Genomic DNA, 13842 nt, shown 5'->3' with positions numbered 1-13842 from the left:
GAATGCCCATACAGCAGATGTGGATGGAGGTTGCCGCGCGCCCTGTTGTACTGCGCCCTCCCTGTCTAGTCTGTCGGGCTGATTCTCTCTCCAGGAGCAGCAGCCCATGCAGCATGGCAAGGTCGATCCGGTACTGGCCCGTGGTTTATGTTGTCTGAAGCAGCGCATTGCGGCGGCGGCGATTCCATCCTCGCGTATTGATGAAACCCTCAATCTGGCTACCTGGAATATCCGCGAGTTTGGCCAGCGAGCGCGCAGCGAGGCTGCCATTCACTATCTGGCCGAAATCATGGGGCAGTTCGATCTGATTTCGCTGATCGAGTTGAAAGAGGACCTGTCGGATCTGCAGCGGGTACTGGCCATCCTCGGTCCGGACTGGCGTGTGGTCTATTCAGGCGTGGTGCCGGATCCGGGCGGTAATGGCGAGCGTTTTGCCTTTGTCTATGACCGGCGTGCCGTCACCTTCAATGGCCTGGCTGCGGTGGCGATTCCGCCGCGCCAGCGCCGGGGCCGCGAATATGTCCTGGCTGAGGGGATGTGGTGGCGCCTGCCCTATCTGGCCTCGTTTCGTTCCGGCAATTTCGATTTCGTGGTGATGGCGGTGCATATCCGCTGGGGCGAGCACGAGGCAGACCGCCTGGGCGAGCTGTCCATGCTGGCGCAGTGGCTTGACGATTTTCGCCGCTCGGAGCAGTCGGTCGACGAGGACCTGATCGTGCTGGGCGACTTCAACATTCCCTCGCGCGACAGTCCGCTGTTTGCCGCGCTGACCCGCTACGGCCTGCAGGTGCCGCAGGCGATGATTGGTGACGGCTTCGGCAGCAATCTGGCGCGCGACAAGCGTTATGACCAGATCCTGCAATACCCCTCCGCGGTGTATCCGGACAGTTTTGCCGACCGGGGCGGGGTGCTGGATTTTCATCTGGGCGACGCGTTCATCAACGAGCTGTTTGATCCAGCGCACTTCGGCCCGATGAGCAAGGCGCGCTATACCCGCGAGCTGTCCGATCATCTGCCTGTGTGGATCCAGATTCGCACCGACAACGATGCGGCCCAGTTGCAGCAGCTGATCCGCTGAGGAATGGCAGTTGCCAAGCGCTCGCCCGGCAGGAATAATCCGGCATCGATTTCTGGCAGGGAGCAAGCAGCATGTTGATCGAACAGGCAAATGTGCAGTGTCTGGCGGTACACCGGGTAGGCAACCAGTCGCGCGGTGAGGTGCTGCAGTTGTCCGACCGCACGCCGGCCGTGGATGAGGCGGTCTCGGGACTGTTGCTCAATGGCTATCTCAAGGGCATCGTCTCGGACAAGAAGAAGTACCAGTTCTTTCACGAAACCGATCTCAAGCTGAACGAGATTTATCACTACTCGCGCCAGTTCTTTCATGGCGAGCTGGATTTTCTCGAGGTGTCACAGCGCATTGCGCGCCACCTGTATGCCCGCTCGACCCACCCCAACATCAGCGCCGGTGACTTGTTCGTCATCCTGTTCGACGGGCTGTCGGACGGTGAGCGCAATGTGCGTGGTCTGGGGGTGTTCAAGGCCGAGATCCGCGAGGATTTTCTCAGTGTGGTCGAGTCGGGGGATGTGTTCGATATCCGCCACGCCAGCGGCATCAACCCGCGGCTGATCGACAAGGGGGCGCTGATACTGGAGCACGGGCCGATCGTCTACGCCATCGATCGCCAGGGGCAGCAGACCAAGTTCTGGCTGGATGATTTTCTCAAGGCCATGCGCGTGCCGGATGCGGTGTCCAAGAGCCGCATGGTGGCCACCGCCGTGCAGCAGATCAGCAGTGATATCGAAGATCCGGTGCAGCAGGCGGAATTCCGCGAGGCGTGCCTGGAGTTGTGCGAAGAGAGCCAGACGGTATCGCCGGGACAGGTGATGGCTGTGGCCGGCAAGTTCGTGCCGCGCGAGCAGGCGGCGCATGCCTTTGATGCGGCGGCCGAGTCCTGCGGCTTTGTGCGGGATGATCACGATGCCCTGCCGGCGCAGGGCATGGCCAAGCGGCTGGAGCGGACGCTGTCGAAGTACGGCGTCGGCCATGGCATCAGCTTGTTGCTGCCGGCCGGTATCACGCTGAAAAACATTCATTCCAGTGCAGACGGGGAAGGGGAGATGACACTGACGCTCAAGCTGCGCAAGCGTGAGCTGGCAGACTGAGCTGTTTCAGTCCGGAATCAGTGACTGCAACAGGATGATCAGCAATAGCAGCAGCCAGAACCCATGCGGGGTCAGTCTGCTCAGTCGTGATGGCGGCGGCTCGGGTCTGGGGGTGAAGCAACTGGAACCGTCCGGCAGTGTGACGCGTCGCCAGTTCGTGGCAGATGACTGCCTTTCCCGTAAAGGCGTGGGAAGTTGTTTGTGATAGGACTTGCCCATGGCCTTTCCATCAGAACGATCATGCAAAAATCCTGACGGAAAGTGAGGCGTTTGGCGCTCAGCCGCCTCCGAAATAACAAAGCCCTGCAGCAAGCTGCAGGGCTTTTGTATGTCGGTCGTTCAGACAGACTGGATCACTTCGGCAAAGGCCTGGGCCACGCGCTCGGCGTTGCCGCGATTCAGTCCGGCGACGCACATGCGGCCGGAACCGACCAGGTAGACTGCATGCTTTTCGCGCAGGCGCTCGATCTGTGGCGGTGTCAGGCCGGTGTAGCTGAACATGCCTTTCTGCGTCAGCAGATACTGGAAGTCATGACCGGGCAGCTCGTGACTCAGCACATCGAACAGCACCTGGCGCATGGCCTTGATGCGGCCGCGCATGCCGGCCAGCTCGTTTTCCCACTGTGCACGCAAGCCGGTATCGCTCAGCACGCCGGCGATCAGCTGGCTGCCATGGGTCGGCGGGCTGGAGTAGTTGCGCCGTACCGTGGCCTGCAACTGGCCCAGCACCCGGCGGGCTTCTTCTTCGCTGGCGCAGACCACCGACAGACCGCCACAGCGCTCGCCATAGAGCGAGAAGATCTTGGAGAAAGAGTTGGCCACCAGGAAGGAGGCACCACGCGCCAGCAGAGTACGAATGGCATAGGCGTCTTCTTCCAGCCCGTCACCAAAGCCCTGATAGGCGATGTCGAGGAAGGGGACCAGTTCGTGCTCAAGCAGCAGATCGATCACCTGGTCCCACTGGGCCGGGCTCAGGTCAGTGCCGGTCGGGTTGTGGCAGCAGGGGTGCAGCAGCACGATGCTGTGTGCCGGCAGACTGGCCAGGCAGTCGAGCATGGCCTCGAACTTGACCCGGCTGCCCTGGGCGTCGAAGTAGGGGTAACGGCCTACCTTGAAACCGGCGCCTTCAAACACGGCCACATGGTTGTCCCAGGTCGGGTCGCTGACCCAGACGCCGGCTTCGGGGAAGGTGCGCTTGAGGAAGTCGGCGCCGATCTTCAGCGCGCCGGAGCCACCCAGGGTCTGGATGGTGGCGATCCGGGCGAATGGCGCATTCGGGCCAAACAGCAGCGGCTGCAGAGCCTGGCGGTAATTGGCGGCGCCTTCCATCGGCAGATAGCTGCAGGGCGTCGGATTTTGCTGCAGTTTGGCCTCGACGGCACTGACGGCGGCCAGACGTGGCAGGCGGCCTTCCTCATCGTAGTAGAGGCCGATGCCCAGATTGACCTTGTCGCTGCGTTCATCCTTCAGGAAGGCCTGCAGCAGGCCGAGAATCGGATCGCCAGGGTAGGATTCGACGTGTTCAAACAAGGGAATTCTCCAATGTAGTTGTCAGGTATTCGTATGGTTATCCGCTGACTATACCGCCTGCCCGAGGCCCCTTCCAGTGCTATTCCCGGATCACCCGTGCCTGATAGAAGCCCTGGCTCTGGCCTGGCGTTTCGTTCAGCAGGAAGTCGATCAGCAACCGCAGGGCGGGGATCAGCCCGCGCCTTGAGGGGTAGACCAGATGCAGGATGCCCCAGGGCGACTGGCAATCCGGCAGCAGCGCCTGCAGCCGTCCGTCCTGCAGATAGGGCTGGCAGACCAGGCTGGGCAGCAGGGCGACGCCGACCCCCTGAGCCGCCGCTTCGGCCAGGACCACCAGATCGTCGGTCATCAGGCGCGGGGCATCGATCTGCAGCCGGACTTCATGACCATCACCATCCAGCAGCACCCACAGGCCTCGGCCATCCGGACGGCTCATGGTCAGGCAGGGGTAGCGCAGCAGCTCGCCCGGCATGCGCGGGGTGCCCAGCTCTGCCAGCAAGGCCGGGCTGGCAACCATCAGCATGCGGCTGGTACTCAGGGGGCGAGCAACCTGATTGGCGCTGTCTTCGATCACATTGCGCACGCGCAGTGCCAGATCAATGCCTTCTTCGATCAGATCGACGCGGCGGTTGGTGGCTTCCAGCTGAATGCGTACCTGGGGATGGGCGGCCAGAAAGCGTGGCAGGATGGGGGCCAGCAGGGTTTTGGCCAGCAGTTCCGGACAGCTGATGCGCAACAGTCCGCGCGGCTCGGCCTGCACACGGGCGATGGTTTCTTCTGCGGCTTCGGCTTCGGCCAGCACCGCCTGGCAGTGCTGGTAGTACTGACTGCCAATCTCGGTCAGCGCCAGGTGACGGGTGGTGCGATGCAGCAGTCGGGTGCCCAGGCGTTCTTCCAGTTCGGCAATGCGCCGTGAAAGTCGCGACTTGGGAATGCCCAGGGCGCGGCCGGCGGCCATGAAGCCGCCGTGTTCGACCACTTTGGCAAAGTAGAACAGATCATTCAGGTCTTGCATGTAGATTGTCCTGTTTTTGGAACAATGAATCTGATTTTAGCTATCTATTCATGATTGTCCCAGCAATATACGATTCAGCCATACAAACAACTTGTGAAGGAAACCCATCATGAAAATCCTGCATATCGATGCCAGCATCCTCGGTGACAAGTCGGTGTCGCGTGAACTGAGCGCCGCCATGGTGGCCGCTGTTCGTGCCCGTCATCCGCAAGCCAGCGTGGCCTACCGCGATGTGGTGGCTCAGCCGATCGCTCACTTGTCGGGTGAAATCTTCGGTGCTGCCTTTGCCCCCGAATCCGACTGGACCCCGACCCAGCGTGCCGAACGTGCGCTGACCGACAGCCTGATCGATGAGTTCCTGGCTGCCGATGTGGTGGTGATTGCTGCGCCGATGTACAACTTCTCGATTCCTTCGCAACTGAAGAGCTGGATTGACCGCATCTCTGCCGTGGGCCGTACCTTCAAGTACACCGAAAACGGTCCGGTGGGTCTGGCTGTGAACAAGAAGGTGCTGATCGCCTCCTCGCGCGGTGGTGTCTACACCAATGAGCAAGGTCAGCTGATGGACTTCCAGGAAGATTACCTGCGTACCGTGATGGGCTTCCTCGGCAGCGCCGACGTGCAGATCGTGCGCGCCGAAGCGGTCAACATGGGCGAAGACAAGCGCGCCACCGCGCTGCATGCCGCCCACGAGGCGATTGCTGCGCTGAAGCTGTAACGGTTCTGATCGTCCGCCGCGGTGCTCGCGAAGTGTGCCGCGATGGGTGAAATGAAGAAAAGGGTGCATGGCCTGTGGGGCATGCACCCTTTTGTCGCTATTTGCTAAGGCATCGGCGTTGACGCCTGGCATTCGCTTTTTTTTCAGGATGCCTTTCCTGATGGCGTATGCATCCATTCGGACTGAGCATGAGTCAGGAAGCGTTGCCAGTTGTCCATCATGCGCTGATGATTCTGTGCCGGAGAGTGATTGTTGGGCAAATACCCGCCAGTGACAGGCATGTAGCGGACAAAAGACGCCATTTCCTGTGGGTAATCAAAGTCAGCATAGATGGTCTCTACCGTGCCGAGAGGGTCCGGGTCGGTCAACCTGTTTTCATAGACCCAGGCCAGACTGAGGAATAGCCATTGTTTTTTAATCTCGCTTTCTTGTCTGGTTTCCCGTTGCGCCAGCTGAGCCGCTAGTTCGGACACTTGCCAGACATGATTCTTATCCACCTTGGCTAATGACAAGATCACAGGGTCGCCAGTGTGCTGCTGGATTTTGGCCGCTTCGACCAGGTCACGCCAGGTCAGTAAGGCTCGCTGGTAGCCGCAGAGCAGGGCCGCCCAACTCAGGCGGGTTTTTTGTTCGGCGAAATGCAGAGGGATGGTGATCGACAAGCACATGTGAATTCAGCCTCCCTCTGGGTTCTTGGCTAAATATAATTGGCAATAAAACTGCCAGTGGATATCTAACGATATATTTTCCAACCTGTTTCTTTGCAGCATTGGCGGACGAAGTCTTCCTCTCCGACTACATAGAGTAATTTGTCGAATGAGTCCGGTCGAATAATGCAAAACCTTAACGGGTGGTCCCCGAAAATGACACTGTCCATGTGGTCTAGTCTTGATTCGGGATGTTGAATTTCCTCGATGGATTCTTGGTTTGAGCTGAAGGTATTGATTTCAAAATCACTTTTGTTGAGAAAGTCCAATGCCCAGCCGTAATGAGCCTGATGACAATTTGCATTATTCATTGCGGTCGATAAGTTGATTGCATCTTGGCCAAGTATCTGTTTGTCATCTAGCGTGGCATAGATCCATTTTTTTCCTTGAAGAATTTCTTTATTGCTATTTTGTGTGAGGTTGATTGTTTTATTTATGTCAGCTCTTATTAGATTTGCGCAATGGAGAGTATTAAATTTAATAACTGTTTCCATGTATACCTCTTTGGTTGTTATTCTATCCAATATTCTGCATGTTTTGCTGGATAAGTATCATTGTTTTGCCGTCACTCCTGCACCATGATGTCAGTAAACGTCATGATGCAAGGGGCCGCTTTAGGTTGAAGTGTTTATGTAATCAAAAAATTGCTCATTGACAGGTTGGTTCAATGCTTCCCAGTGGGCAAGATCAAATTTTTCAGCGGCCAATCTAAGTTTTTCTGTGCCACATAGATACAATATATCCCAAGCAAGATCTTCATTTCTTTCAAGGTTAGGGTCTGCTTTACTTCTAACTAGAAGTGCCATCACTTCATCGGTGCTGAGTTTTTCAAATTCATGCAAGCATTGCATTGGTGCTATCAAATCTAAACCCATGGCGTTATATATAAAATCTATGACGGCCAACGCCCATTTTTCTTGATTGCTCCCATATTGCCCGCCAAAAACATTGGAAAGTGCTCCATTGTGGCAAAAATCATCCAGTACTGCAAAAATTAATTGCTTTTGGGTGGAGTGGTTGACCGCCATTTTGTGCATTGCTGTAGGTGTCTCAATTATGAATGTCGTAGCGGAAATAAAGAGTTGGTTGTCGTCGTTAATGTGCAGAATAGACGTTACCCTTGGCGATGTCCCTTTTGCATGAAATGTCGCATTTCTTAATCGAATTCATGCTCAAGCCGAAAGCAGACCTCGTGATAGATCTCGCAAGCTTCAGGCTCAAAATCACTGACGCGCTCGGCAAAACTGGCAGCATAAAATTCAATGGGCTGGCATTCTATCCCTGTTGTACCTGCTTGCTGGATGATCCAGTGGCGTGATGGTCGGGGATCAATGATCTCAAACAGGCACATAGGTATAGGCAGGATGTAGTACCGGTGTGGCAGCTGCAGCATCACCCCAAAGGGCGGGGATAGATGCCAGCTCATGCCTAATACGGTATGAACCGTACCAACCTCTTGGTAATACTGATGTGTGCTGTTGGCCAGACCAAGTTCTTGTTTCTGTTTTGGGGTGAGTTCTGAGGCGATGCATCTGACTTTCATTTCATGATGCCTTTCCTGTCGGCGTCTCCATCCCTCCCGTCAGGGCGCATAGATGAGCTGTGACGGGGGAAATGGCGAGTGTAAAAAAGGAGGCATGGCCCATAGGGTCAAGCTCCCTGATGAAATGGCAGCCAGTTTTAGTCGAACTCGTGTTCTAACTTTACCCTCAACGCTTGATAAATGGCCATATACTCTGGCTCCAAGTCTGTCAAGTAATCGTGAAAGAACTCGATAAATAACTCTTTGGGCCCGATGTAAATATTGTGCTCTCCGCATTTTCTGGCAATCCAATAGCGAGAAGGTCTGTCGTCTATCACTTCAAATAAGCAGATTGGTGCATTCAGTATGTATTCTGAACCAGGAACATCAATAAATACGCCACCAGGTTGGTTGGTGTTATAGGAAATAGCAAAAACCGTGTAAATCTTACCAGGTTCAAGTTGATACCATTCCTGAGGCCAGTCCAGCCCGGTGACCGCCTTTTGTTCAGGAGTTAGTGTTGTTGTTTTGCAGAGAACTTTCATTTTAAGGTGTCCGAATGATCATGCTCTTAGGTTCAACTAATTGCTTTGTGACTTGATTCCAGTAAGCATGAATCTCGAATTGTGTGCCATCTTTGGCTGTGTAGCTTGGGCTACTTACTTTACGCCAGTCGCTTGCTCTTCCTCCATGTTCTGCAATCAATCGCTCAATGATTCGAATAGGCCTATCAGGCGTATGCCCTGCGATTGGACTCCCCCCGTCCTGCGTCGTTCTGCTGACTGAGCTTCTCGGCCAGGGGGATAAATCGCTGAGACAATACCTATGGCCATGCCCTTTATGTGTCAAATATAACCAGTGTTAATCAAATTCGTGCTCTAGCCGAATGCATACCTCGCGATATATTTCGCAAGCCGCGGGCTCAAAATCACTGACGCGCTCGGCAAAGCCTTCGGTATAAAACTCAATTGGCTTGCACTCTATTCCTGTCGTGCTGGCTTGGCGGAAAATCCAGTGACGAGATGGGCGGGCGTCAATGATCTCAAAAAGGCATTGAGGTACGGGTAAAATATATAGTTCAGTAGGTAAAAGCAGCATGACGCCTATCGGGGGCGATAAATTCCAGCTCATACCTAACACGGTGTGAACTGAATCGACCTCTAAGTAGTATCGATTGCTATTTTCTGCCAGGCCGAGTTCGCGCCTTTGCGCGGCGTTCAGCTCAGAGGCTATGCATCTCACTTTCATTTCAAGGTGTCCTTATCACAATACTTTTTGGTTCGACCAGTTTCCCTAGTACGTCATTTCGGTAGGCATGAATTTCAAACTGTGTGCCATCAGAGGCTCTATAGACTTTACTGGTGACTTTGCTCCAATCTGAAGCACGTCCTCCATGTTCTGCTGCTAATCTAGGTGCGGCATTAAGTGGGTCATTTGCATTTTTCCCAAGAATTGATCTCCCCCCCGTCGCTCTCAATTCAGCCAACTGTGCCTCACTGGCCAGCTGCTTGGCCAGCTTGGGCGCAGTAGCGGCGCTTTCAGCTCTGGCTGCCGGCTTGGTTGCCAGCTGCTTGGCCACCTTCGGCAGCATCCCCGCCACTGGCTCGGCGCGGGCTGACGCCACCCCCTGCCCCTGGCTGCCTTTCTGCTCCATCTCCAGACGTTGCTTCTCATAGCGGCTGCGGCCCGGGCTGGCGGCGCCCTCATGAATGACTCCGCTACTACTGAAGCCCGAGGAGCGCGTGCCGATGACATGAACGGTGCCCAGTGTCGGTAAGTCGCGTTTGACGCGCCGGTGGCTGCCTTCCGCCCAACTGGCCAGCATGTCGCGGTGAAAACGCACGCCTCGTTGCACACGCTCGTCATGGGGCAGGCGCCGGCCGAATGCCTCAAGGACCTGGTCGGCCTGCTGATAGCCCTGATCAATCTGTGAATAGCGCAGTGAGCTTTCGCTGATTGCCAGCAACAGGCTGTCAGGTGCCTGCTGGCGCAGGGTGCTCATCTGCGCGATGGCCTGCTGATACTCGCTGTGGTGGCGGTTCAGGGTGGTCAGGATGTCGGCGATGATGCGCATGGCCGGACGTTGGTCGCCGGCGGCCAGACGTGACTGTGCCCAGCGTTCGCCCTCGGCGAGCTGGCCGGCGGCAAGCAGGGTCGCCAGGTAGTGGCTGAAGGCGCTGACGATGGTGCTGCGCTCGCTGGACTCCAGTGCCTGGAGCAGCGGGGCATGCCACTGAGCGGGGTCGCCGGCCACGATCGTATCGGGTTGGCGATAACGCCATTGCGCCAGGGCCAGGATACCGCCCTGGTCGGTGCCTGGTGGCAGTGTGTTCATCAGGGTTTCGGCCTGATGCAGGATGGCACCGGCTTCGCCCGGTGTGCCATTGGCCCAGAGCAGCATGTAGAGCATTTCCATATCGGCAGCGAGCGCCGGGGCTTCAGGCATGGCTCGCAGCCGGTTGAGCAATGCGCTGGCCTGTTCGCGGGTTACGACGGTGGCCTGGGTTTCTCGCCAGGCGCCCAGCACCCACGGGTTGGGGTAGCGTTGGCTCAGTTGCTGCAGGAAGGGGACGCTGCGGGGGCGGGCATGGCGCTGCTCGGCCAGGGTGAAGTAGCGTGCATAGACGCGTGAAAACGGGATCTCCTGGGGGGCGAGGGCATCGAGCAGGTTTTCGAAGGCGGGCAGTGCGCGTTCCGGCTGTGCGGATTTGGCCAGGGTCAGTGCGTGCTGGTAGGCCGCCTGCCAGTTGCTGTGCTGCTCGGTGATACGCTGGTCGTGGGCGGCGAAGATCTCATGCAGGGGGGCGAGCGAGGGGGCCGGTTGGGCCTGGGCGTTGCCGAGGCTCAGGCAGAGGCTGGCAGACAGGAGAAGGACAGATCGCCAATTCATGTACGGCACTCCATGGGCTGTGTCGGAGTAGCTCCGACCGAGTGCCAGGAGGCCGGTTCAGCGCGGGAGGGTGGCCATTGGGGTGATTGCCGTAACGGGTAAAAACGGCTAGGTGCTTGTCAAACGGGTAGGGCTGGCGTGGGCGGTATGGTGGCCCGGCAGGCGCCGGGCCGAAAGATCGGTCAGTGGGTGGCTTACACCCAGTCGCGCACTGGCAGGAAGTGCTGGTAAAGCGCCGCTTCGGGCGAGCCCGGTTCGGGCTGGTAGCCGTATTCCCAGCGTACCAGCGGCGGCATGGACATCAGGATGGATTCAGTGCGCCCGCCGCTTTGCAGGCCGAACAGGGTGCCCCGGTCCCAGACCAGGTTGAATTCGACGTAGCGGCCGCGACGGTAAAGCTGGAACTGGCGTTCGCGTTCGCTCCACGGGGTGCGCTTGCGTCGCTCGACGATCGGCAGGTAGGCATCGAGATAACCATTGCCGACGGCCTGCATCAGGGCAAAGCAGCGCTCGAAGCCGCCTTCGTTCAGGTCGTCGAAGAACAGGCCACCGATGCCGCGCGCTTCCTGGCGGTGTTTCAGATAGAAGTAGTCATCGCACCATTTCTTGTAGGCCGGGTAGACCTCGCTGCCGAAGGGCTGGCACAGGTCACGCGCGACGGTATGCCAGTGCACGGCGTCTTCTTCGAAGCCGTAGTAGGGGGTCAGGTCGAAGCCGCCGCCAAACCACCAGACCGGCTCGGCATCGTCGCGTTCGGCGATGAAGAAGCGCACGTTGGCGTGGCTGGTGGGGACATAGGGGTTGTGCGGATGGATGACCAGCGACACGCCCATGGCCTGGAAGCGACAGCCGACCAGTTCGGGGCGGTGAGCGGTCGCCGAAGGCGGCAGCTTGTTGCCGGCCACGTGGGAGAAATTGACCCCGGCCTGCTCGAAGACCTTGCCCTGGCTGAGGACCCGGCTTTCTCCGCCGCCGCCTTCGGCGCGTTGCCAGCTGTCGCGCTCAAAACGGGCGCCGCCATCGGCTTGTTCCAGTGCCTGGCAAATCCTGTTCTGCAGGTCGAGCAGATAGGTTTTGACCTGGTCGGTGTGCGGGCTGGGCATGGCGGTTCCTTGCTACGGTGATGAAGGTGTCATTTTACCCCGAGCGGGGGCTCGGCTCTACAGGGTGTCTTCCTGCTGGCCGTGCTCGGGGATGTTGAGGACGAAGCGTGCACCGCCCTGCGGGCTGTCTGTGACGAAGACGCTGCCCCCATGCTGTCCGGCGATCAGACGCACGAAGGACAGACCAAGTCCGTAATTGCCGCTGTGGGGCTCGCGTTCATTGTTCAGGCGGTGGAAGGGGTCGAAGACCCGCTCGCGTTCGGCCAGCGGGATGCCGGGGCCGTCATCGTCGACGGTGACGCTCAGCCAGCCATCCTGTTTGCTGATGCTGAGCCGGATGCAGGTGTTGGCAAAGCGTACGGCGTTGACCAGCAAGTTGCGGGTGGCAATGTACATCAGTTTGCGGTCGAACTCGGCCTCGGTCTGTGGGCAATCCAGGGTCATCGTCACGCCTTCCGGTACCAGGGGACGCACCAGGCCCAGCAGGTCGCCGAACCATTCGGCCAGTTCGGTATGCTCGCGTTGCAGAATGATCTGCCCCTGGTCGAGCTGGGCATAGCTCATGCTGGCATTGACCAGGTCGTCCAGCTCCTGCATGTCGTGCTCCATGCCCTCCCGGTACTTTGCACGCTCGCTGTCATTGTCGGCCTCTTCCAGCATGGTGAGGCCGAAGCGCAGGCGGGCGATGGGGGTGCGCAGTTCATGCGATACGGCGTGGCTGAGTGCCTGGTGGGCGTTCATCTGACCTTCCAGGCGTTCGGCCATGCTGTTGAGACCGGCGGAGAGCGGTGTCAGCAGCCAGGTTTTGGCCCTGGGGGCGCGGGCGGTCAGTTCGCCGGCCGCCAGCCGTTCGGCCGTGCCGCGGATTTCGACCAGGTCGTTCCACAGCGGGCGGAGGAAGACGAAGACCAACAGGCCGAAGCCCAGTCCGGTCAGGCTCCACCACAGCGCCTTGGCGTGGGTGCCGTCGGTCAGCAGCGAGTCGCTGTCGGGCACGGCAAAGTTCAGCGGACCGAAGACCAGGATTTGCTGGCTGTTGCCGACTCGTGCGTACAGCAGGTTGCTGTCCTGGTCAAAGCGCATGACGCCGCGCTGCAGGTCCTGGCGCAGTCCGTCGTCGACGTCCTGCAGATGCCGGAGGTCGGTCAGCACCATCTTGTAGCTGAAGCCGTGGCTCAGTCTGGACAGCGTGCCGGGCCAGTCCTGTTCGGGCTGATCGAGCAGCTCGCGCTGCACCATCTGGACGGTGCCGCGCATGAAGCTGCGGGCGTTGTCTTCGTCAACGCCGCTGTAGAGCTGGTCGATGACCACGCCGACGGTGCTGATGATCAGCACCAGGGCCAGCAGGGTGCTCAGGTAATAGCGGAAGAACAAGGTGGCCAGCGACGGATGCAGCAGTCCGCGCAGAAAGTGCTTCATGCCAGCTCCCAGTCGCTCTTGGAGAACAGGTAGCCTTTGCCGCGCACGGTCTTGATGCGTGTCGGCGCCATCGGGTCATCCAGCAGTTTTTTTCGCAGGCGCGAGATGCGGGCATCGATGGAGCGGTCGTTGCCATCAAAGCCGATGCCGCGCAGCTGGCCGAGGATGTCATCGCGCGACAGAATGCTGCCGGCATGACTGGCCAGCATCCACAGCAGGTCGAATTCAGCGGTGGTCAGTTCGAGATGCTGAGTGCCCAGCCGGGCAGAACGAGTGCCGCGGTTGATGCTGAACTGGCCGAAGGACAGCTGATCCATCCGGGTGCCGGATTTGCCGGTGTCGGCGCGGCGCAGCAGGGCCCGCACCCGCGCCAGCAGCTTGCGCGGTTCGACCGGCTTGGCGAGGTAGTCGTCGGCGCCCAGTTCCAGACCAAGAATTTCATCAATCTCGTCGTTGCGGGCAGTCATCATCAGAATGCGGCCGGCATAGTAGGGGCGCAGGTCGCGGCAGATTTCAAAACCGCCTTTGCCGGGCAGCATCAGGTCGAGGATCACCAGATCGGGCTGGACTTCCATGATCGCGGCCTCGGCCTCGTCACCTTTGCCACAGGTGCTGACCCGGTAGCCGTTTTTGCCGAGGAAGGCGGCAATCAGTTCTGCCAGTCGGGCATCGTCTTCGACCAGATATACGTGTTCACTCATGGCGCTGCTCTTGGTGGGTTGTTTTGGCTGCTTTGCACTTGTCATTAAAGTGAACGCGATGAACAATGGGG

At 58.4% G+C, this 13842-nt stretch carries 15 protein-coding genes; 3 read left to right on the top strand and 12 right to left on the bottom strand.

The features are described from left to right. Window positions 1-106 precede the first annotated feature (106 nt). On the top strand, window positions 107-1078 hold the full coding sequence (locus JNO51_RS15060) for an endonuclease/exonuclease/phosphatase family protein (protein ID WP_215778846.1): 972 nt from the start codon (window positions 107-109) through the stop codon (window positions 1076-1078). Between the two features lie 71 nt (window positions 1079-1149). Then, a complete protein-coding gene (locus JNO51_RS15055) occupies window positions 1150-2166 on the top strand; it encodes a nucleoid-associated protein (protein WP_215778844.1) in 1017 nt (338 codons plus the stop codon). A gap of 339 nt (window positions 2167-2505) precedes the next feature. Here the strand turns inward: JNO51_RS15055 and JNO51_RS15050 are convergent, their stop codons facing one another. Next, window positions 2506-3696 (bottom strand): amino acid aminotransferase, encoded by a 1191-nt coding sequence (locus JNO51_RS15050; protein WP_215778841.1) that lies wholly within the window; start codon window positions 3694-3696, stop codon window positions 2506-2508. A gap of 79 nt (window positions 3697-3775) precedes the next feature. Further along, window positions 3776-4711 carry a LysR substrate-binding domain-containing protein gene (locus tag JNO51_RS15045; RefSeq protein WP_215778838.1) on the bottom strand — a complete coding sequence of 312 codons (936 nt, stop codon included), beginning with the start codon at window positions 4709-4711 and terminating at the stop codon, window positions 3776-3778. A gap of 109 nt (window positions 4712-4820) precedes the next feature. On the opposite strand from JNO51_RS15045, the gene JNO51_RS15040 reads away from it, so the two are divergent. Then, on the top strand, window positions 4821-5429 hold the full coding sequence (locus JNO51_RS15040; protein WP_215778836.1) for an FMN-dependent NADH-azoreductase: 609 nt from the start codon (window positions 4821-4823) through the stop codon (window positions 5427-5429). 143 nt (window positions 5430-5572) lie between these two features. Here the strand turns inward: JNO51_RS15040 and JNO51_RS15035 are convergent, their stop codons facing one another. From JNO51_RS15035 to JNO51_RS14990, 10 genes are all read right to left on the bottom strand, one after another. Then, the gene (locus tag JNO51_RS15035) at window positions 5573-6097 is read right to left on the bottom strand and encodes a DUF2247 family protein (protein ID WP_215778833.1); all 525 of its coding nucleotides are present in this window, start codon (window positions 6095-6097) and stop codon (window positions 5573-5575) included. 65 nt (window positions 6098-6162) lie between these two features. After that, the gene (locus tag JNO51_RS15030) at window positions 6163-6630 is read right to left on the bottom strand and encodes a hypothetical protein (RefSeq protein ID WP_215778831.1); all 468 of its coding nucleotides are present in this window, start codon (window positions 6628-6630) and stop codon (window positions 6163-6165) included. 120 nt (window positions 6631-6750) lie between these two features. Beyond that, window positions 6751-7164, bottom strand: coding sequence for a hypothetical protein (locus tag JNO51_RS15025; protein ID WP_215778829.1), 414 nt, complete (start codon window positions 7162-7164; stop codon window positions 6751-6753). A gap of 128 nt (window positions 7165-7292) precedes the next feature. Further along, entirely contained in the window at window positions 7293-7679 is a 387-nt protein-coding gene (locus tag JNO51_RS15020) for a hypothetical protein (RefSeq protein WP_215778827.1), read from the bottom strand. A 137-nt stretch (window positions 7680-7816) separates the two neighbouring features. Next, the gene (locus JNO51_RS15015) at window positions 7817-8203 is read right to left on the bottom strand and encodes a hypothetical protein (RefSeq protein ID WP_215778825.1); all 387 of its coding nucleotides are present in this window, start codon (window positions 8201-8203) and stop codon (window positions 7817-7819) included. Between the two features lie 316 nt (window positions 8204-8519). Further along, entirely contained in the window at window positions 8520-8906 is a 387-nt protein-coding gene (locus tag JNO51_RS15010) for a hypothetical protein (RefSeq protein WP_215778823.1), read from the bottom strand. A 1-nt stretch (window position 8907) separates the two neighbouring features. Further along, window positions 8908-10548, bottom strand: a complete 1641-nt coding sequence (locus JNO51_RS15005) for a hypothetical protein (RefSeq protein WP_215778821.1) — start codon at window positions 10546-10548, stop codon at window positions 8908-8910. A 194-nt stretch (window positions 10549-10742) separates the two neighbouring features. Then, the gene (hemF, locus tag JNO51_RS15000) at window positions 10743-11651 is read right to left on the bottom strand and encodes an oxygen-dependent coproporphyrinogen oxidase (RefSeq protein WP_215778819.1); all 909 of its coding nucleotides are present in this window, start codon (window positions 11649-11651) and stop codon (window positions 10743-10745) included. A 57-nt stretch (window positions 11652-11708) separates the two neighbouring features. After that, window positions 11709-13070 carry an ATP-binding protein gene (locus JNO51_RS14995; RefSeq protein WP_215778817.1) on the bottom strand — a complete coding sequence of 454 codons (1362 nt, stop codon included), beginning with the start codon at window positions 13068-13070 and terminating at the stop codon, window positions 11709-11711. Continuing rightward, window positions 13067-13771 carry a response regulator gene (locus JNO51_RS14990; RefSeq protein ID WP_215778814.1) on the bottom strand — a complete coding sequence of 235 codons (705 nt, stop codon included), beginning with the start codon at window positions 13769-13771 and terminating at the stop codon, window positions 13067-13069. Before JNO51_RS14990 ends, JNO51_RS14995 begins: the two co-directional genes overlap by 4 nt. Window positions 13772-13842: the final 71 nt, after the last annotated feature.

The sequence above is a fragment of the Paludibacterium sp. B53371 genome, assembly GCF_018802765.1.
GTDB lineage: Bacteria > Pseudomonadota > Gammaproteobacteria > Burkholderiales > Chromobacteriaceae > Paludibacterium.
The sequence above is the reverse complement of the archived record's forward strand: the minus strand, read 5'-3'. Positions and strand labels throughout refer to the sequence as shown.